Here is a 20149-nt window from a genome sequence, read left to right as displayed (position 1 = left end):
GCGTCAATCAAAACCGCGCGTCAATCAATAAACGCTTGCCAGCGTCAATCAACATCGGCATCATATTTCTGCCGCGACATTCTCAAGCTGATTGTCGCGCGTCTCTCATCCAGATTGTCGCGCCACACCATCGTCGGCTTTGCGGCAACGCGGCCCACAAGCGGACGTTTGTGCCTGTCGCGTCACACAGCCTCCCGCACATCCACTTCATCCTCACCCTCGCGCCAGTGCATCGCATCGTCACGACGTCTGGGCTCGTCCAGCATCCTGTTTGAGCCGCCTTCCTCTAACAATGCTGAGGATGCCGGACCATCAATCGCCATAGCCACCTGAAATTCCGAGCGTCTCGGACCATCCCGCGGTTTCCTCCCTCGAGGCTTATCCGACGCCTGCCCACACGCGCCGCGGCACACTCACAGCCATGTGAATGAGGGCAGACGTCGAATAACCCTTAACTGCGTGCCGCCTCATGCACAGCATGAGCCGCTTGAATCTCCGAAGCCCGCGATTGACAGCAGGCGAAGTACAACAGCCGCTCACCCTATCGGGTCGATGATGGTCGAAGCCAGAGGTGATTACAAACCGTCAGATTCCTATCCTGAAGCTTGCGGCAGGGTGTGCACTCATCCACTGAGTATCTCGGAATTTTTCTTCTCGTGACGTGTTATCTGAGGAAGCAATGGCTTCATTTGAGCTTTTTAGAGAGCCCGATGAAGGCCTGTCCGTTGCACGTCCTTCAAATGTCAGAGGAGATACGGTGATGTGTGGAATTGTGGGCTGGGTGGACTACGAACGCGATCTGGGCGAGCAAAAGCCGATCATTGAGGCAATGACACGCACGATGGCACTGCGCGGGCCCGACGCGCAGGGCATCTGGATCGACCGCCACGCAGCACTGGGACACCGCAGGCTTTCCGTCATCGATCTCGAAGGCGGAGCGCAACCAATGCAAGCTGCGGAAGAAGGTAAAGCGGTTGCATGCCTGACCTACAGCGGCGAAGTGTACAACTTCGTTCAACTACGCGACGAGTTGATGAAGCGCGGCCATCGCTTTACGAGCCGCAGCGATACCGAAGTCGTGTTGCGCAGCTACCTCGAGTGGGGCGAGTCATTTGTCGATCGTCTGGTTGGTATCTATGCGTTCGCGATCTGGGATACGCGCAAAGAGGAGTTGCTGCTGGTGCGCGACCGTGTAGGCGTGAAGCCGCTGTTCTATCAACCCTTCGGCAGCGGCGTGCTGTTCGGTTCCGAGCCAAAAGCGATTCTGGCTCATCCGGATATTGTCCCGCGAGTGGGGCTGGAAGGGTTGCGGCACGTAATCAGCATGTTCCGCATGCCCGGCGACGCGGTATACGAAGGCATGCGCGAAGTGATGCCTGGACACCTGGTGCGCGTGTCGCGCAGTGGCATCGCGCAACGGTCCTACTGGAAGCTCGAGGGTTACGAACATACCGATTCGCTGGGTGTCACGATCGAAACGATTCGTGGACACCTCGACCGGATCATGCGCCAGCAGACCGTTGCCGACGTTCCGCTTTGCAGCCTGCTATCGGGCGGGCTCGATTCGTCGTTGGTCACGGCGATGGCCGATCGGATATTGCGCCAACGAAGCGGCAGTGCAGTGCACTCCTACTCGGTCGATTTTGCGGACCATGGGCAGGCGTTCGCCAAGGACCCGTACCGCGATACCGCCGATACGCCGTTCGTGCGTGAGTTCGTCAAGCAGGTGAATACGCGGCACACCGAGGTCGTGTTGAACGACCGCGAGCTCGCGAACATGCAAGTGCGGCGTGCCGTTGTCGACGCGCTCGACTCGGCATGGTTCGTCGGCGGCGACCTGTTCCCATCGCTCTATCTACTCTTCAAGGCAGTGCGCGAGAATTCGACGGTCGCATTGTCCGGCGAGGCCGCCGACGAAGTGTTTGGCGGCTATAGATGGTTTCACACGCCGGAAACCGTCAACCTCGACACGTTCCCCTGGATGCGGGTTGCGCCGTCGAAGCTCGACACGCTGTTGTCGCCGGACCTGTCAAAGGAGCTGCGACTGAAGGAGTATGAGGCCGACTGTTACGCCCAGGCACTCCGCGCAGTACCGCATGTCGGCAAGACGGGCGCCGAAAAGCGTATGCGCGAGATATGCCACCTCCATCTGATCAACTGGCTCCCCATCCTGCTAGACCGGAAGGACAGGATGAGCATGGCTGTAGGCCTCGAAGTGCGTGTGCCATTCTGCGACCACGAACTGATGCAGTACGTATTCAACACGCCGTGGAGCATGAAGACGTTCGATGGTCGCGAGAAGAGCCTGCTGCGCGCAGCGGCAGGCGACGTCGTGCCCACGGCGATTCTCAAACGCGTGAAAAGCCCCTATCCGGCCACGCAAGACCCAGCGTATGAACGCGCTTTGCGTGCCTGCATGGGCAGCGTGATCTCGAAGGCGTCGCCGCGCACGGCACAGACTTTCGACGTGGACGCGGTTCGTAAGCTGATCGATCAACCGCTGAACGAAGTTAGCATCGGTTGGGAGCGAGGGGACATCGATCACGCACTTGCGATGTCGGACTGGCTGGAAAGGTACGACGTGGAACTCGTATAAGGCGAGGTGGCGCTATGAGATTTTAGCGCCGGATGCGCTCTGCCGCCGTCCCTGCTGGCCAACACAATACACGCCGATAAGCTCGCCTTGTAGGGGGCAATCAGACGCATCAAGGATTCGCGGCTCCGATCAAGGGTGCCGATACATGTCATTCGCCTTCGGCAAACACTGATCCGACGTGTAACCAGCCAATGAAACGTTCAAGGAGAACACATGGCGACTACCCAGAATATCGCTGCACGGATCGACGCACTCGAAAGCCAATTCGCGCTGGAACGGCTCATCGCCGCATACAGTCAGGCGTTCGACAATCGCGATGAGGCACTGCTGCGCAGCATTTGGCATAGCGATGCGAGTCTGTTACTGGGCGACGCGTTCGGCAACTGTACCGGTATCGATGCCATCATCGAGTCAGCTCACAGGAACTGGGCGCAGATCCCGTACATGCATCACTGGACGGCCAATCCACTGATCGACATTAACGGCGACCTCGCCACGGGCAAGGTGGCGCTCAACGCGCTGGTTACCCATGCGGAGATGGGGCCGGTCCAGATCAGCGGCCTTTATCACGACCGGTTCGAGCGCCGTGACGGCCACTGGGCATTCACGGAGCGCAGATTCGATTTGCACTACGTGACGCCCCTGCCGAACTGGAAACCGGTTGCCGGAATCGAAGCTGCGTCCCAGTCCTGAGCCGAATAGCCAGGCGGATCACCGGGCCGGATCAACGTCCGGAGCAACTTCGGGCCTGTGTGGAGGACACTCTCCGCAGTCCGTGAGTCGACCAGCTTCCTTCCTGTCGTCAATCACACCAACCAGTTCCAGAATCGGCTAAAGGAGCAATCATGTCAGAGCCCATCGAAGATCGTCTTCGAAGCCTCAGCGACGCCGTACGAGCGCTCTCGCTCATCGGCGCGTCGCTGAAACTTCGTTCGAGCGGCGACGCGGCGCCAGCTATTCGCGAACAGATCATGCTCGGAGCGGAAGCGGCTCTCAGCGGGAGCGCTGGGATGATCGAGGAGGAACACGTGTCGGCAATCCTTGAGGCGATCGGGATGGTTTTTGCGGAAGCGGGCGAGTTGTTCGGGAATCCAAATCGTGCCGGCGAATGGAAGATTGATGATGCCTCGCTCCTGAAAATGCAGGGGCAGGCTTCCCGTTTTGCGTTCCGGCGCAGTGTCGCGCTGGCGGAGACTCGACCTCTTCTCAGGAAGACGTTTGACGGACGGTTTCTCGACGTCGGCACAGAGGTGGCCGCGCAAATTCGGACAGTCGAATAAGTGGTTTGGCGGGGGCCCGAGCCAGCGATATTGCTGGCAAAGGAGCCGGGGAAATGACGAAGAGAACCCGACGGACGCACTCAGCGGCGTTCAAAGCGGAGGTGCCGCTGGCAGCGGTCAAAGCCGAGCGGACGCTGGCCGAACTGGCGCAGCAGTTCGATGTGCATCCGAACCAGATCACGGAATGGAAGCGGCAGTTGCCTTTGGGTAGCTTTCCTCCGTAGGAGTAGGACATCATTCGTGCGCCTGCAATGGCAGGGCGAAAATTTGAGCGGCTAATCTTATGTACGTACCTTCATCTCGCTCACGAAATCGACTTGCTACGGTATCTCTGCGGTGGGATCGAAACGGTGCAGGCCGTCACGTCGAGTGGCACGCGGCGCTTCGCTGTCGAGGACTCGGCGGCATGCTCGCTGCGCCTGTCAAGCAGAGCGCTTGCCAACATCAGTCTGTCGGATACAACGGCCACGCCGTGGAACTGGGACACGGCGGCCGGCGAGGACCGGAAATTGTTCGACTACCGAAAGCGCGGACGGGAACATTTACGCGAACCAGTTACAGCATTTCATCGACGAGTCCTGGAAAGGGCAACCCCAATCATCGACGGAGACGACGCAGCGCGTACGCCGCAAGCGACACTTGCGGTGCCATCGAACCCGTTTGCGCCGGGTCCGGCGTGTCCCCGTGGGATGGCAAACACAGATGCGGTGAACGTCGGAAGGATTGCTGACGGTCTCGAGGCGGCGCAGAGCCCCTCGCCCAGAATAACCGCGCAAGCCCGGCGATTATTCGGTCTGATGCGGCGTGACGCGTTCCATCGGGTGGAATAACTCGTGGATCAAGGGTGTTGTGAAAGAGTCACTCCGCGATACTCACATCAAAGGACCCACGCCATGACCCATGAAGTCGACCGTATGCTTGACGAAATCCGCAAACTGGCGCCGAGCATTCCATCGCGCGCAGCCGAAATCGAAGCAGCACGCCGAATGCCTCCAGACCTGGTGGAGACGCTTAAGGCGATCGGCATCTATCGCATGTTCGTACCCAGGAGTCACGGCGGAATGGAGCTTGATCTTCCGAAAGGGCTCAGGGTGATCGTCGAACTCGCAAAGATCGATGGGGCGTTGGGCTGGCTCGCGATGATTGCCAGCGCAGGCGCGCTGTTTGCATCCTTGCTGCGCATTCGGACATATGATCAGGTCTACGCGACGGGTCCGGACGTCATCCTTGCCGGTTCGTCCCAGCCTGCGGGCACCGCGCAGGCGGTGACGGGCGGCTGGCGCGTGAGCGGGCGCTGGCCGTTCGCCAGCGGTTGTCAGCAAGCCGAATGGATGATGGGTTTCTGCACGATGACGAAAGACGGGAGGCCGCTTCCCGGTTGCGCCGGCGAAGACGGGCCGCCGCTGGTGCGCGGCTTCATTCTCCCAGCGTCCGAATGGCGGATCGAAGATACGTGGCACGTGGCAGGGCTCAAGGGTTCCGGCAGTCATCACATCGCGATCGCCGACAAGATCGTGCCGGAAAGGAACTTCTTTGATATCGAGAACCGCGTGCCTTGTCTTCCGGGCCCGCTCTATCAGAGCGTGCTGGAACTCATTCCGGTGATGCACAGCGCCTTCTCCGTAGGTGTGGCCGAAGGAGCGTTGGGGGAACTCGTCGCGCTTGCGAATACCGGCCGGAGGCAGCAGCGCGCGGTGACTGCGATGCGTGATTCGGAGCTGTTCCAGGCAGAACTCGGCCGAGTCGAAGCCGACCTGAGGGCGGCGCAGGCGTTCATGGAGGTACAGGCCGCAAGCCACTGGGGCCATGCGCAGGCGGGAACAATCAACGACGACGCGCTGCGCATGCAAAGCACGCAGAACGCCGTGTGGATCGCTTCGACCTGTGTGCGTATTGGCGACGCGTGCTTCGCGCTGGGTGGCGGGGGCGCTCTCTACGACGTCTCGCCGCTGCAGCGGCGATTGCGTGACCTTCACGCAGGGGCGCAGCACGTCGTGGCCCAGCAACGAAATTATGCGGCAGTTGGCAGGCTGCTTCTGGAAGACTTGGTCCCGAAGACCGCCGCTGGCTAGTCGAGCCGGGCAATCCGAACACCAGCAGCGTCGGGGAGCTATACCCGATGCGGCTGAGGATGCTCACGAATGGATGGAGACACAAACGAATCGTGGAAAATTCAATTACATTAATCGTTATTCTATTCGGCGCACTTGCAACCGGTGGATTGATCGTCAACTGGATAGGGTTAGGACGCGCGATGTCCCGGCTTTCGGTTTCTGCCTATGTTGAATTCCATCAGCATACGAATCGTACTTTCGATCCCTATATGCCGATCGTAGTTATAGGTGCCCTGGCAGGAGGCGTAGCCCTTGCTGTGATGTACGGTGTCCATTCCATTCCCGGGCAACTTGCTGCGGCAGGTGCAGTCTGCTATGCGCTCACCATAATAATTGGCGTACCGACATGTGTCCGCATTAATCATCAAATCCAGTCCTGGTCTATTCACAACCCGCCGCGCGAATGGGTCCAAATACGCGCGCGATGGATCAGGTTTCACGTGATCCGTACTCTTTTTTCGGTTCCGGGGCTCGCGCTCTACGCGGCATCCGTGGTCTTACGCACTGCCTGAAGCGTGATCGGGAAGCCAGACGGTTCAGAAATTATCGACCCGGCGCTTTTTTGATGACGCCGCTGGATATCGTCGACCTGGTGGGAAGTTCGCCTTCTCTTACTCCAACTGCTCGGATGAGCGGTTGCTCGACCGACGGGACTGGGGGCTTAGGCTCGTGCCGCTCTTCGCCAAAACGGCTCATCCTTCCAATTCACGGGCCTCCGTTTCAGCCAAGGCAGTCCGCGGGAAAATAGCCTCGGTTCATCGATGTAATCGTTGTGCGATCGACAAGTGTCGTGTCATGACCGGCAGCACGCGACCCGTAAGCGACAGAGGTAAATCGCGAAAGTGGCCGCACAAAGGCTGTGCTGCCACGCGGTTCGATGCGTGCGGTTGTTGGCTCTCGGCCCACATGTTCTAATGGGGTCATCTATTTCCGGTGCCCTGCCCCCGTCATGTCATTATTCGAGCCCGTCACGCTGACTACCCCACGCCTAGTTCTGCGGCCGCTTCGTCATGAAGACGCGCAACCACTGTTCGCGATCTGGTCGGACGCGGATGCGATGCGCTATTTTTCGTTTCCGGCGATGACTTCCCTGGATCAGGCAACGGATCGAGTCGCACGTAAATTGAAGACGTCAGCTGGCGGCCAAGACTTCATCTGTGCAGTCGAGTTGCAGACAACCGGCGAAGTGCTCGGTGATTGCGCTCTCTTTCATGCAGACGAGCAATGCCGACGCGCGGAGATAGGGTTTGGTCTGCAACGCAAGCATTGGGGAAACGGATATATGAGTGAGGCGGTTTCCGCGCTGATCGAGCACGCGTTCGGCACGCTGAATTTACGCCGGATTGAGGCGGATATCGACCCACGAAATGTAGCCTCGGCGCTTCTTCTCGAACGGCTCGGATTTGTCCGCGAAGGGTTGTTGCGTGATCGCTGGATAGTTGGCGGTGAGGTGTCGGATAGCGCGCTGTACGGGCTGCTCGAATGTGATCGTCGGGCGTAGATGGCCACTGGCTGACGCCAGGATGTGAACTTGACGCTGCGCCGTGAGCGACCGGAGTTCTCTCTGATTGTCGCGAATTTGCGCGGCAGCGTCGACTGACCGGAGTTGGCTAAAACCGGCGAAACTGGTCCCGACCGTCATTGACGAAAGATTCTGCCGCACGGCTCAGGTTTGCCGCTACCGGATTTCCTCGTAACCTGCGTGCTCGAACGATAAACGCACCCCAGACTACAGCGTGGTCCCTTTATGAAGAATTACTTCGACAGCCCCTTCAAGGGGAAGCCGCTTTCAGAGCAGGTAACCAATCCCAACATCATCGTGGGGCGTTACAGCTACTACTCTGGCTACTATCACGGACACTCCTTTGATGACTGTGCACGCTACCTGTTGCCAGACCGCACAGGTGTCGACCGGCTGATCATCGGTAGCTTCTGCTCTATCGGAAGTGGTGCGACGTTCATGATGGCGGGCAACCAGGGGCACCGGAACGATTGGGTAACCACATTTCCCTTCTTCTACATGACGGAAGAACCGGCGTTTGCTGACGCCTGCGATGCATTCGAACCCGCCGGCGATACGGTTGTCGGGAATGACGTCTGGATCGGCTCCGAAGCGATGATCATGCCAGGTGTTCACATCGGTCACGGTGCCGTGATCGGGAGTTGCGCCGTTGTCACGAAGGACGTTGAACCCTATACGATTATCGGCGGGAATCCGGCAAAGCCGATCCGAAAGCGCTTTTCGGACGATGAGATCGGGATGCTCCTCGAGATGAACTGGTGGGACTGGCCGCTGGACGAGATCGGCAAGTCGATGAAGTTGCTCTGTGCCACGGATATCGCAGCATTGTATGAACGCTGGAGCAGTTCATCGTTATCGGGTCGCTAACACTCGCGTCGACCGACACGCACGCAGTTGACGATCTGGGCGTTGACCTTGACTGACCGATCTTGCCCGACGGAAGCCAGTCCACAGGCAGAATCGCCTATACCTCGCTTGCGACTGGCTGGCGAGGAATTCTGTAAACCACAGACTTGTACTTTGGCGTCGCGCGGCTTTCCACAATGACGCCGCCTAGCGATTCGGCGATGCGCCGGCTGGGACGGTTCTCTTCGGCAACCGGATACGTAAAGCTTCCACAACCAATGGTTCGCGTTGCCCAGTGTGCAACAAGGGTCACAGCTTCACAACCAAACCCATTTCGATGACGATCTTCACGAATCCAGATACCGAGTTCCGGGCTCTCGGTGCGGACGCGGTGAAGCCCGGCTAACCCAAGGAAACTCCCGTCGGCGCGTTGACGTATCGCGAACACATAGTCTGACCCATCGTCAATCGACGGTACCCAGGATCGCCAAACACCATCAAAATCCTGCCGGGATGCTGGCGGCTCCCACGCCATGTGACGGGTGAGCGAAGGGGTGATGAACGAGAACGCAGCATCTGCGTCGTTGGCCGAGAACGGTTTGATCAAGAGCCGGGTTGATTCAATCTGGATTTCTGTCGGCCGCAGCATCATCTCAAGTCTTCCGTCGAGGTTTGTCTATATTCACCGATTGTCGACGAATCAGAAACGTGTGTCGAATGTCTCATCCTGACCGGACAGGGTCCGATTGCTGTCCGGCGATCACCACTCAGTCTTCCGTCTGTTCGGCCATCTCAAGATCGCGTCCATTTCGACTCTTCTTTCAAGTGAAGAGAAAATCAGTCTGCGCCAACCTCGATGGGCGATACCCGATCCGCAAAAGTCGTTCAATTTTCTCCATAACGGCCGTTCGTTCAGGAACGCAGTCGTGGCATTAGCGATTCACTAATCGAATACTTTTTTATTGTTCCCTGTAGAATTTCTTGCGGTTTTTGACTTGCTCCAGGGCGGTTTCAAGAGTGAAGCGCAACGGCGGGATTAATGTTTAGAGCTTTGAGGTTGACTTGCTGATGCGAGGGTCGCGGCGAAGACCTCGAATGGTGAATGGAAGTTGTGAGTTGCACGAGGCCGGCTGTTCAGGCTGTCGGCGATGGCGTCGAGTTCATCCTGACTGTAGACCGAAAGGTCGGTGCCTTTTGGCAGATACTGTCGCAGCAGCCCGTTGGTGTTTTCGCAGGTGCCGCGCTGCCAGGGACTGTGCGGGTCGCAAAAATACACGTTCACGCCGGTTGCGGCAGTGAGCTCTTTGTGGCGCGACATTTCTTTGCCCTGGTCATAAGTGAAGCTCTGCCGCAGTGGCGCGACAATCGAATTGAGTTTGGCGGAGAAGCCCGCCAGCGCCGAAGCTGCGGTGGCGTCTTCCATCTTTGCGAGCAGCACCAGGCGGCTGGTCCGTTCAACCAGAACGCCGACCGAGGACTGATTGCCCGCGCCCTTGATGAAGTCGCCTTCCCAGTGTCCGGGCAGCAGTCGGTCCTCGATTTCGGGCGGCCGCACATGAATACTGACCATGTCGGGAATCTGTCCGCGTCGGTCTGTGCCGCGTGTACGCGGCATGCGTGTGCTGTGACCATGGCGCAGGCAGGCGATGAGTTGACGGCGCAGTTCGCCGCGCGGCTGGGCGTAGATGGCCGTGTAGATGGTTTCATGCGAAACCTGCTGGGTCGGGTCGGTCGGATACATACGTTTCAGTGTGCCCGATATCTGCTGGGGTGACCATTTCCACTCGAGCAGGGTGAGAACGATACGCCAGCAGACGCTTTGCAGGCAAAGCTTTGTGGGGCGGCGCCCCGCGCTGCGGCGTGAGGCGCTGAGCGCTTCAGCTGGTGCCGATGCGTAGCCTGCGGGAGAGCTGTTTCGCGTCAGTTCACGGCTAACGGTGGCCGGCGAGCGCCCGAGTATCCGGGCCATGGCCCGGATACTCGAACCCTGCAGATGCAGGCTTGCAATGGTCAGGCGCTCTTCAGGTTGAAGTTGCTGGTACTTTCTTTCGTGCATCGCAACACCTTATACGAAACGGTGTTGCACTTCAGATTTGAGGCCGCCCTCTGTATTCAGCGATCGGGCAAGAGCATGAGAGCAACCTCTCTCTCGACAATTGACCTTCGAATCAAAGGACGGTAGATGCTAAGCGATCTGGGCGATTTCGACGATTACATAAAAGCACGGGTGCATGAATGGAACGCGCCCGGCATAGGCGTCAGTATTGTAAAAGACGAAAAAGTCATCTTCACGAGAGGCTACGGTTACCGTGACTATGCAAACAGACTGCCGTTTTTATCGTCAACTTTGTTTCCTATCGCGTCGAACACCAAGTTATTTACGGCCATTGCCGCCGGCATTTTGGTCGAAAAGGGCGCGCTGACCTTCGATCAGCCGATCCGCGATGTTGTCCCGAGTTTGCGCTTTTACGACAAGTCGCTCGATGCCGCGGTGACACTACGCGATATGCTCGGCCATCGTACCGGCGTGCCCCGGTACGACATGATCCTGCATAGAGCCGAGTTCTCAAAGAAGGAACTATTCGACCGGATCCGATTCATGAAGCCTATCGCTCCATTTCGATCGAAGCTTATCTACAACAATATGATGTACGAGGCTGTGGGCCACATCATCGAGTTGCTAAGCGGCAAGTCGTGGGATCAATTCATCCGCGACGAGGTCCTGACTCCTGTGGGTATGCAACAGACTGCTTTCACCATTGCCGACATGCTGGCTCATCCGAATCACGCGGTACCGTTCACGGAGAGGCGCGATAGTGAGGCGCTCTGGCAGACACCGTATCCGGAGTTGAACTGGTCGAGTCCAGCGGGGAGCATCGTCTCTAGCCTCGATGATATGAGTCGCTGGCTGGCCGTGTTGATGAACAACGGGGTGATGGCTGGAAAGAAGGTGATTTTGGAGCAGATACTGCAGGCTACTTTGGCGCCTGGGCTCGCATTTCCGGACCCGCTGGGCGACGTCCTTGGTTTTGAGCCGGAGATTAATTCAATCTATGGGATGGGCCGGCAAACCTCTTCGTATCGGGGACATCTGCTTGCGAGTCATGGCGGCGATCTCCGCGCCTTCCATTCGCAGGTCTCGTATTTGCCGCGCGAGAAATTGGGCGTGGTCGTGTTCGTGATCGGGGACCACTGCTCGATGCTGCGAAATGCCGTCGGCTACAACGTCTACGACCGCCTGCTGGGACTGGGCGAGTCGAGTTCGATGGACGCATTGCGCGAGTTCCATTTGAAAGCAAAGCAGAACATGCGCGAGTCGCGCGAACGGGTAAGGCCAAGCGCAATTCCAGACACGCGGCCCTCACACGATCTCGCAGACTACGTCGGTCGCTACGAGCATCCTGCCTACGGGCAACTACATATCTCACTCAACGATTTCCAGCTTCAGTTTCGTTTCCGTCAAACGAAGCTGCCATTGCATCATTACCACTACGACCGGTTCGATACCGACGATGACGAGGCCGAAGGCGCGTGGTCCATGTCGTTTCTGACCAGTCCACTCGGCGATATCGACCGCGTCAGTTTGTGGCTCGACGCGACGGATGCCGTGTTCGTCCGGATTCCGGACGCGCCTGCGCCAGGTGTGCTCAAGCAGCTTACCGGCACGTACCAGGCTGCTTTCGGCGCCAAGTGCGCGATCAAGCTGCGGCGCGACAACCAGCTTATGCTGCACTTTCCAGAGGCTCCTGCGGAAGTTTTAACTCCGCTCAAGGGTCTTCAGTTTCGCAACCCGAAATGGCCACAAAGGACATTCGAGTTCGTGATAGAAAACGGGCGCGTGGCCGCATTGAGGCACTGGAACTCGGTCGCCGAGTTCGTTTTGACTCGGGTCGAGAATGCTGATTCCGCCGATACGATGGAGCATGAAGAGCCGATCGCCGATTAAACCGGGCGGCCCATCATCATCGACAGGAGCTGTATTGGGGAATGCACTGGCGGGTGAGATCGGGAGGGCGCGTCCGAGCTGACTTCCGCTTAAGGCATCCAGCTCATGTCGACCCACAAGGGAAGGTCGCGTTGATTCGACCCAGACACCCAACCAGATGCATCACGCAGAACCCTGCCGCCTGTCCGACCGTCATAAATGCTTGTTCAACGATTCGTAACGTTCGCCGCCAGAGTGATGGAGCCCACACGATGACAATAGCTGCAAGTCCGATTGATCCGATCGCCGCTATTCTTGACGCTTTCAAATCCCACAATGTCGTCGCGCTTTGCGACGGCGGCCACGGCTGTGAGCAAGCATATGCTTTTCGGGTTTCGCTGATCCGGGACCCCCGATTTGCATACATCGTGAACGACATCGTAGTTGAAAGTGGCAATTCTCTTTATCAGGAGATGATGGACCGGTTCGTTGCGGGGGATGACGTACCCGAAAATCAACTCCGCCAAGCTTGGCAAAACACTACGCAGCCCCACGATGTGTGGGATCGTCCTGTCTTTGAAGGGCTGTTTCGTGAAGTCCGCGATGTGAATGCCTCGCTCCCTAAAGACCGTCAGATTCGCATCTTGTTAGGCGATCCGCCGATAGATTGGTCGAAAATCAATAGCGCCGACGATCTCGATAAGGCTTGGAAAGCCATGGGCGACCGCAACACCTGTGCGGTTGAAATTATCCAACGTGAAGTGCTGGCCAGGCAGCGCCGCGCTTTGGTCGTCTATGGCGGCATGCACCTTTTGCGCAAGAACCTGTACTGGCAATTGAAATTCCCAGAGAAGGCAGAGCAACGATTCGACCCGTTGCCGAATACCATCGTTTCGTTGCTGGAAAGCCAAGGCGTCAAAGTCTATTCTGTTTGGACCCCGGTGTTTGGTGATCCGGCGACTTTACAGTCCGACGTCAGCTCCTGGCTGACGCCAAGTCTTGCGCTCATTCTCGGCACTCCGCTCGGAGAGGCGAGCTTTCGATCGTATTATCCGCACGCCATGTTCACTAGGCACGACGACGTCATGGTGGAGATATATGTCGATCCTGTCCGCTCTCCTGTGATGCAGGAGCAGTTCGACGCCATCCTTTATCTTGGGCCGCCTTCCGAGTTAACCTGGAGTGAACTCTCTCCCGCGCTGTCCTCTGATCCGGCATACATCAAAATGCGGTCAGACAGGCTCGCATGGGCCCGCATTGGCGACGGTCGCTAACGCGCCGATGGCTGTTTAATTAGATTCGGGACGAATTGCATCAAGGTACTCGTCGGTGCCTGTGAGCGCGAGGGGCACTTTTTGTCGACGAGCCGGGTGACAGTGGCGAACGTCCCAAATCCGCCGCCGGGCCCGGACGGTCGACCTGTGTTGCTGCGGTTGCGCCGCAGCATCGCCGCCAACTTCCTTAGCCGACCCACTATCTATATCACGCCCTGAGTCAGCTTTTTGAGGCGGATTCAACCGGTCGATGCACGGGACCGGCTTGGCGAGCGATCTGGAATGGCATGACGAAGCGCAACAAGCTCCGGCGTGAAACTCCGGGGCGGAAGGCCGTTCCGGTCAGAGCACGTGCGACGGAAAACGGGGGATCTGGACCGTGAAGGTCGTCCTGCCGTCTTTCGACCCGGCCTGTATGGTGCCGTTGTGCGCATGTGCGATGCACCGGCTGATGTAAAGGCCCGGGCCCATACTCGAGGAGGGTCCAATTTGCCTCGGCGGGCGGCTGGCCCGTGTCAATGGATCAAAGAGCGTCGGCAGGTCGGCCGCTGGTATCGGGTTGCCTTCGTTCGACACGACGAGAGTCAACTGCCCACCGTGACCGAGAGCATCCATGCTTATATTCCCTGCACCGTGCTGGACTGCGTTCACAAGCAGGTTAATCAGCAGTTGGCCGATGCGGGCGCGGTCCCACTTGCCGGCAGTCTCGCCCGTAACGCGCACGTCGATCCGTGCATCCGGATACGAAGCGCGTACCTCATCTGCCGCATCGTTGCAGATACGCCCGATGCCCCGCGACGTGAAGTCCACTGGAAGCGCGTCATCCAGGCGGGTACGCGTGAAGACGAGAAGATCGTCAATCATCCGCTTCATGCGCACGGCGCCGCGTTGCGCGATCGCCACTGACATGGACGGATTTGCGGTGGCGCGGCAACCGAACGCGACGCTCGGTCCAGCGACGGAAACTGGCCGAACTCGACTATTCTGACGGTGCGCAACCGGTTCCCGGTGCAACATTCGTCGAAGACCTTGTTTCGGGGCACCTTTCGGGGTACATCGAGCACGGGTTATCAGTTCGCGCTCAGTTCCTGCTGTCGCCGCACTCGCGCGTCTTCGTCAAGACGTGTCTCTTCGAGTTCCTGCAGCACGCTATCGAGGTCGACTGGTCGCGTGTCGAGCTCGATGCGGCCGGTCAATTTGACATCGACTTTCAGCTCGCCTGCTTCGAACAGCGCCCAGATCTCCGTTCCGTAGTCCGCGCCGAGAATTTGCGGTGCAAACCGTCCGAAGTACGCCGCCAGGTTGTCGACGTCACGCTTGAGCATCGAGGCGGCTTCGTTGTTGGCGGCGGCGTCGATGGCCTGAGGCAGATCGATGATCACCGGTCCATCAGCCGCCAGCAGGATGTTGTATTCGGACAGGTCGCCGTGAATCACACCCGCGCAGAGCATGCGGACAACCTGGTTGAGCAGCAGGGCGTGCAGTTCAAGGGCGCGCGCTTCAGTCAGATGGACGTCGTTGAGGCGTGGCGCGACGTCACCCGTTGCGTCGACCACCAGTTCCATCAGTAACACCCCATCGGTACAGATATAGGGTTGCGGCACTCGCACGCCCCCGTCGGCAAGTCGGAACAGTGCGTCGACTTCGGCGTTTTGCCACAACTCCTCCTGCATCTGGCGCCCATAGCGAGTACCTTTTTCCATCGCACGCGCCTGCCGGCTGTTCTTGACCTTGCGGCCGTCCCGATACGATGCGGCTTGCCGGAAACTGCGCTGCTTCGCGTCCTTGTAGACCTTTGCACACCGCATCGAGTCGCCGCTGCGCACGACGTAGACGGTTGCTTCCTTGCCGCTCATCAACTGGCCGATCACTTCGTCGATGAGTCCTTCGTCAAGAAGCGGTGCAAGCCGTTTGGGTATTTTCATACGACCGACCAGTGCGGCTCGTGGCGCGTGCGTTCGAAATGCGTGGAAGGCGAATGGGTCGCTGAGGTGTGCGGAATCGGCGAACCGATGAATCGCGTGGGCGGTTCCGCTCGTCGGGTTGCAGCATGGGGAGTGGAGGAAGTCATGCCGGATTATAAAGGGTTCGAGGGGGAGGCGACTCAAATCAAATCTCCTGACGACTGCGCAGATGCATTGCCGCCGCTCCTGGCCGCTGGCTACTCGCCACGACGGGCAGCGCCCGACCCACAACGGGCATTCGACTTTCTCCAAAGCGGCAACGGTTGCGCAGGTGTCGATTTTTGGTCTCTTCGAGGATGCGCTCGCGGACGTACGCGCCGTATTGGCGCGAACAGCGGCTTCGGGCGAATGATCTGCTGCGCGAGTGCCGCCGGCGGCTGGAAAGGTCATAGACCAGCGGTACGGTCGCTGCCCGCGAGCATCCGCGCTACGGGCGCGAAAAACCGCAATGTTCCTGCGGGCGCTTTTTTCCGTTTCATCGAGAGCCGTGGAGATTTTGGGCTGTCGCCCATGTATGGACTGCCTGTCGCACGGTAATTATCTGACTGCTGTCAACCCCGGCAGCGACTTCAGATAGACCATCGACACACCCATGTCCCTGTCCGTATTTGAAATGCACTCCGTGGAGCTGTTCTGCCAGCGGCCACCGGGTGCCTGTTATGTCATCTGCGACGAATGGCACTATAAAGCGTGTCTCGGCAAGGCCGCAGACCTTCAGAGGGCCAGTGCGGAGACCCGGGAATTTCTTGACATTGCCCAACTGAATCACAGGAAGTGGGAGGAGGACCGGAAACTGGTCAGGAATCTCATTGGCGGTCACTGGCTGTTTTTTCATCATGTACGGGACCGGAACCCTGACACCGATGGCTGGTGGGTCATCCTTGCGCTTCTCGAAGAGGTGCGCCGCGGTGCCCTGCTTGCCATTAAAAGCCCTCGCGATAGCCTGTTTCCGTCACCCTACAGCAGCACGCCGTTGAGGGATATCGCAGCGAGGGCCGGTAATCGCCCGGACGGCGAACCTGTGCTGTCTGTCCAGTATGATCCGGCCACCTGGCAAACCCGGCTGAACGCTGCGCGCGCAGCCAGGGCTGGCGATAGAGGCGCATCAACGCTGCTCGGCGACGCGCAGCCGTTTGAGTATGTGCCTGATGCGTTGAGCGGCGATGTCGTTGAACTCGCCGCGAGCACGAACAATCCAAACTACGCGGCGAAGATGCTGGGGTATGGCCGCGACACGTTTGGCGACATGGTCCATGCGATGAAATATGACCTCAAGCTGCGAGGCGATGACAATGTCATTTGGCACGATAGTGGGGACGTTGAATTTAGAAAAAACATCATCGGCAATATGCACGACTATGCAAACTGATCTTCATACGATGAACGCACATCAACTCGCACATGCATCATTTTCAATAGCCGGGGATGATTTAGATCCCGAGGTTTGGACCAGATATTTCGGCGTTCCGCCCGACACGGCGATAGTCAAGGGGAAGCGGTTTATGACTCCGTCGGGGCGATTGAGCAGCATGCCGGGGCGTACCGGCGTGTGGGGGGTGAGAAGCAAAGCCGCCGTTCATAGCGACTCGCTGGAACCGCATCTCCGCTATCTTATTGATCGCCTGAATTTGCCGCGAGACGACTTGCGCCAGCTACTCGCAGACAAGGGCGCACAGATGCGTTTCTTCTGTTATTGGGACAACGAGAGCGGCGACCGCGTGCCTGATGTGCCCGACGATATTCGCACCATGATGGAAGCCATGGGCGGCACGGTTGAGATTGATGAATATCGATAGAGCCTCGCTCGAATGCACAAGCCGATCCTCGCGAGTCGGCTTTTTTGTGCGAGCTTGTAAGGCACAGCGCAAGTGTTATGGGCCGCACTTCTGAACTAATCCTCTATGCCGCAAACATGCACGGCCCACGCTTCCATCATCGGGCGGCGCTGTTCCAAATGGTTGTCCCGCTGAGGTAGTCAGGCGACCGTCCCGCCTTTGATCGGAATGACTTCGGCCCCGGCCTTGATCCGGTCAAGGTAATCGGCCCACTCCTGCATCATCTCGCGGCGCTCGCGAATGAATTTTGTGCGGTTGAGCGCACACAAAACCGGGAACGTGCCGGAAAAGGCATCGAAGGCCCGCAACATCTCCGCGACCTTGGCGGGCTCGGTGATCGAGGCGCAATGCGTTGTCTGTGCAGGCGGTATTGCGCCAACCAGATCGCGTGCCGGATCGGTTTTGCAATAGCCCTCCTTGATCGCGAAACGGAACACGCGGCTTATTTCGCTGCGCAGACGGTGAGCCGTAAAGCGAGCGCCCCGGCTATCCACGCGTTTAAGGACCGCCAGAATCTCGGGTGCGTCAATTTCCGCGATGGGTCGCTTGCCAAGCCAGGGAAACGCGTCATTCCTGAAACGCGCAAGCGTTTTTTCATACTGCCCGCTTTCAACGGACTGACCGCGCTCTTCCATCCAGGCGAACGCAACGGCTTCGAATGAATTGGCAGCAGCAAGGCGGGCGGCGCGTTTTCCGGCCTTTTTGGCTTCCCCCGGATCAATGTTTGCTGCCAGTTTTTCGCGGGCGTCGTCCCGACGCTTGCGGGCATCGGCAAGCGGCACGCCTGGATCGACGCCAAGTGCGAGGCTCTTTTCCTTTCCGGCAAAACGGTACTTGAAAATCCATCGCTTGCTGCCCGTTGGCGTGACAAGCAGCAGGCCGCCACCGTCGTACAGCTTCTGCTGTTTTTCACCCGGCTTCGTGTTACGGATCGCGACATCGGTCAGCGCCATGTTTGCGTCTCCGGTTGTCGCGCCGCTGCTGGGGGCGTTTTCCATCCGACGGGCGCTTGAATCGTGGCAACCCCCGAAACGACCCCCTGGTGGGGGTTGTAATCGCTGCTGAACCCTTGGAGACTACAGCAAACAAAAGCCCCGCTCAGCGCTAGCTGTCGGGGCTTCGTGGTGAACCGTTGAAACCGGTTGAAGAGTGTTTGGTGCCCAGGGCCGGAATCGAACCGGCACGCCTTGCGGCGGGGGATTTTGAGTCCCCTGCGTCTACCAATTTCACCACCTGGGCAGATACTGCAGCGCGCGCATCGGGAGTTCAGCGCGCAAGGAAGACGCAGATTATGGCCGAAAATCGGTAGACGGGCAAGTCGATTGCCTTCACCCGCCACAGCGCGTTCGCGCCGAGCGGTGCTCAGACCGTGCGCGAGAATCGTGTGAGCGTCTGCTCGCCCAGATAGCGGTCAAATACCATCGCGAGATTGCGCACGAGCATGCGGCCGGCCATTCGCACTTCGAGCTTGCGTGCGCCGAGCGAGATCAGCCCGTCGTCCTCGAATGAACGCAGACGCGAGAGTTCCGGCGCGAACGTGTCGGCGAAGTGGATGCCGTACGCCGCTTCGAATTCGTCGAAGCGCAGTTCGAGGTTGCACATCAGCTGCGTGATCACGTCGCGCCGCAGACGGTCGTCGGCGGACAGGCGGATGCCGCGCGCGATCGCGAGCCGGCCCGCATCGATCGAGTCGGTGTAAGCGGGCAGCTCTCGCGCGTTCTGCGCGTACACGTCGCCGACCTTGCCGATCGACGAGGCGCCAAAACCGATCAGATCGCACTCGGCCCGCGTGCTATAGCCCTGGAAATTGCGATGCAGCGTGCGCTGCGCCTGCGCGCGAGCGAGCTCGTCGGTGGGCAGCGCGAAGTGATCCATGCCGATGTACACATAGCCCGCTTCAGTCAGCCGTTCGACGACCCGTTGCAGCAGAGCCAGCCGCTCCTCGCTCGACGGCAGCGTCGCTGGATCCATCTGGCGCTGCATCTTGAAGAGCTGCGGCATGTGCGCATACGCGAACACCGACAGCCGGTCCGGCGCCAGTTCGAGCATCGTGTCGAGCGTGCGGCTGAAGCTCGCGACGGTTTGATGCGGCAGCCCGTAAATCAGATCGACGCCGATCGAATGAAAACCGTACGTGCGCGCCGCCTGCATCACCGATGCGGTCATTTCGAACGGCTGGATGCGATTGATCGCCTGCTGGACGCGCGGATCGAAGTCCTGCACGCCGAGGCTCAGCCGGTTGAAGCCGAGGCGGCGCAGAAGCGCGACCGTGTCGGGCGACGCCTTGCGCGGATCGACCTCGATCGAATATTCGGTTCGATCGTCGGGCAGAAGTTTGAAGTGCTCGCGCGTCGTGGCCATCAGCTCGGCCATCTCGTCATGCGACAAAAACGTCGGCGTGCCGCCGCCCCAATGCAATTGCGACACGGGCCGCTGTGTATCGAAACACGCCGCCTGCAAGCCGATTTCGCGTTTGAGCCGCTCAAGGTACGGGCGCGCATGCGCGCGATTTCTCGTCACGACCTTGTTGCAGCCGCAGTAGAAGCACACGGTGTCGCAAAACGGAATGTGGAAGTACAGAGACAGATCGGTCGACGCGGCACCCGGGTCGGCGGCGGCGCGGTGATAGTCGGCGGTGTCGAACGATTCGCGGAATTGCGGCGCGGTCGGATAGGACGTATAGCGGGGACCGTTCGCGCTGTAGCGCGCGAGCAGGTCGGGGCGAAACAGGGTGTCGGTTTGGGACATGAGCGGTGTCGGACGGTGGGCGGCTCTCGCCGCGTGCCGCGTGTC

General features: G+C 59.0%; 18 protein-coding genes, 1 tRNA gene and 2 pseudogenes. 14 read left to right on the top strand and 7 right to left on the bottom strand.

Annotation, left to right across the window (positions count from 1 at the left end):
- The 10 genes and pseudogenes from F6X40_RS41925 to catB all read left to right on the top strand — a co-directional run.
- Positions 1-275 (top strand): hypothetical protein (locus tag F6X40_RS41925; RefSeq protein WP_222946236.1); only part of this gene is annotated, 275 nt, incomplete at its 5' end.
- A 485-nt stretch (positions 276-760) separates the two neighbouring features.
- Positions 761-2596, top strand: a complete 1836-nt coding sequence (gene asnB, locus F6X40_RS33770; protein WP_187630812.1) for an asparagine synthase (glutamine-hydrolyzing) — start codon at positions 761-763, stop codon at positions 2594-2596.
- Between the two features lie 213 nt (positions 2597-2809).
- Positions 2810-3289: a nuclear transport factor 2 family protein gene (locus F6X40_RS33765; RefSeq protein ID WP_187630810.1), complete on the top strand. Its 480-nt coding sequence runs from the start codon at positions 2810-2812 to the stop codon at positions 3287-3289.
- A 152-nt stretch (positions 3290-3441) separates the two neighbouring features.
- The gene (locus tag F6X40_RS33760) at positions 3442-3876 is read left to right on the top strand and encodes a hypothetical protein (RefSeq protein ID WP_187630809.1); all 435 of its coding nucleotides are present in this window, start codon (positions 3442-3444) and stop codon (positions 3874-3876) included.
- A 53-nt stretch (positions 3877-3929) separates the two neighbouring features.
- Positions 3930-4076, top strand: a pseudogene (locus F6X40_RS33755) (transposase); the annotation flags it as partial.
- 51 nt (positions 4077-4127) lie between these two features.
- Positions 4128-4706, top strand: a complete 579-nt coding sequence (locus F6X40_RS43680) for a hypothetical protein (protein WP_410452556.1) — start codon at positions 4128-4130, stop codon at positions 4704-4706.
- 63 nt (positions 4707-4769) lie between these two features.
- Positions 4770-5948 carry an acyl-CoA dehydrogenase family protein gene (locus tag F6X40_RS33750; RefSeq protein ID WP_187630808.1) on the top strand — a complete coding sequence of 393 codons (1179 nt, stop codon included), beginning with the start codon at positions 4770-4772 and terminating at the stop codon, positions 5946-5948.
- A 92-nt stretch (positions 5949-6040) separates the two neighbouring features.
- The gene (locus F6X40_RS33745) at positions 6041-6502 is read left to right on the top strand and encodes an anthrone oxygenase family protein (protein ID WP_187630807.1); all 462 of its coding nucleotides are present in this window, start codon (positions 6041-6043) and stop codon (positions 6500-6502) included.
- Positions 6503-6939: 437 nt separating this feature from the next.
- Positions 6940-7491, top strand: a complete 552-nt coding sequence (locus F6X40_RS33740; protein WP_187630806.1) for a GNAT family N-acetyltransferase — start codon at positions 6940-6942, stop codon at positions 7489-7491.
- Positions 7492-7737: 246 nt separating this feature from the next.
- Complete coding sequence (catB, locus tag F6X40_RS33735) at positions 7738-8379, top strand: type B chloramphenicol O-acetyltransferase (RefSeq protein ID WP_090801522.1); 642 nt, start codon at positions 7738-7740, stop codon at positions 8377-8379.
- Positions 8380-8476: 97 nt separating this feature from the next.
- On the opposite strand, the gene F6X40_RS33730 is transcribed toward catB, so the two are convergent.
- Together F6X40_RS33730 and F6X40_RS33725 are read right to left on the bottom strand one after the other, a co-directional pair.
- A complete protein-coding gene (locus F6X40_RS33730) occupies positions 8477-9010 on the bottom strand; it encodes a GNAT family N-acetyltransferase (protein ID WP_187630805.1) in 534 nt (177 codons plus the stop codon).
- A gap of 384 nt (positions 9011-9394) precedes the next feature.
- On the bottom strand, positions 9395-10414 hold the full coding sequence (locus F6X40_RS33725; RefSeq protein WP_187630804.1) for an IS30 family transposase: 1020 nt from the start codon (positions 10412-10414) through the stop codon (positions 9395-9397).
- A gap of 126 nt (positions 10415-10540) precedes the next feature.
- Here F6X40_RS33725 and F6X40_RS33720 point away from each other — a divergent pair, with 126 nt between their 5' ends.
- Positions 10541-12304, top strand: a complete 1764-nt coding sequence (locus F6X40_RS33720; protein ID WP_187630803.1) for a serine hydrolase — start codon at positions 10541-10543, stop codon at positions 12302-12304.
- A 251-nt stretch (positions 12305-12555) separates the two neighbouring features.
- Entirely contained in the window at positions 12556-13557 is a 1002-nt protein-coding gene (locus F6X40_RS33715) for a hypothetical protein (protein ID WP_187630802.1), read from the top strand.
- Between the two features lie 342 nt (positions 13558-13899).
- Here F6X40_RS33715 and F6X40_RS33710 read toward each other — a convergent pair whose 3' ends face one another.
- The gene (locus F6X40_RS33710) at positions 13900-14466 is read right to left on the bottom strand and encodes a sensor histidine kinase (protein ID WP_262421650.1); all 567 of its coding nucleotides are present in this window, start codon (positions 14464-14466) and stop codon (positions 13900-13902) included.
- A 161-nt stretch (positions 14467-14627) separates the two neighbouring features.
- Entirely contained in the window at positions 14628-15482 is an 855-nt protein-coding gene (locus F6X40_RS33705) for a PA4780 family RIO1-like protein kinase (protein ID WP_184051664.1), read from the bottom strand.
- Positions 15483-16113: 631 nt separating this feature from the next.
- Here F6X40_RS33705 and F6X40_RS33700 point away from each other — a divergent pair.
- The gene (locus tag F6X40_RS33700; RefSeq protein WP_187630801.1) at positions 16114-16890 is read left to right on the top strand and encodes a hypothetical protein; all 777 of its coding nucleotides are present in this window, start codon (positions 16114-16116) and stop codon (positions 16888-16890) included.
- 10 nt (positions 16891-16900) lie between these two features.
- On the top strand, positions 16901-17317 hold the full coding sequence (locus F6X40_RS33695; protein WP_184023210.1) for a DUF4279 domain-containing protein: 417 nt from the start codon (positions 16901-16903) through the stop codon (positions 17315-17317).
- A 239-nt stretch (positions 17318-17556) separates the two neighbouring features.
- Here the strand turns inward: F6X40_RS33695 and F6X40_RS33690 are convergent.
- The 3 genes and pseudogenes from F6X40_RS33690 to hemN all read right to left on the bottom strand — a co-directional run.
- Positions 17557-18309 (bottom strand): annotated as a pseudogene (locus F6X40_RS33690) (tyrosine-type recombinase/integrase); the annotation flags it as partial.
- A 201-nt stretch (positions 18310-18510) separates the two neighbouring features.
- Positions 18511-18595: transfer RNA gene (locus F6X40_RS33685), tRNA-Leu, on the bottom strand.
- 123 nt (positions 18596-18718) lie between these two features.
- Positions 18719-20104 carry an oxygen-independent coproporphyrinogen III oxidase gene (gene hemN, locus F6X40_RS33680; RefSeq protein ID WP_187630799.1) on the bottom strand — a complete coding sequence of 462 codons (1386 nt, stop codon included), beginning with the start codon at positions 20102-20104 and terminating at the stop codon, positions 18719-18721.
- Positions 20105-20149: the final 45 nt, after the last annotated feature.

Origin of the sequence: Paraburkholderia sp. UCT31 (genome assembly GCF_014397655.1) — a bacterium.
In the GTDB taxonomy this organism is placed as follows: domain Bacteria; phylum Pseudomonadota; class Gammaproteobacteria; order Burkholderiales; family Burkholderiaceae; genus Paraburkholderia; species Paraburkholderia tuberum.
The sequence above is the reverse complement of the archived record's forward strand: the minus strand, read 5'-3'. Positions and strand labels throughout refer to the sequence as shown.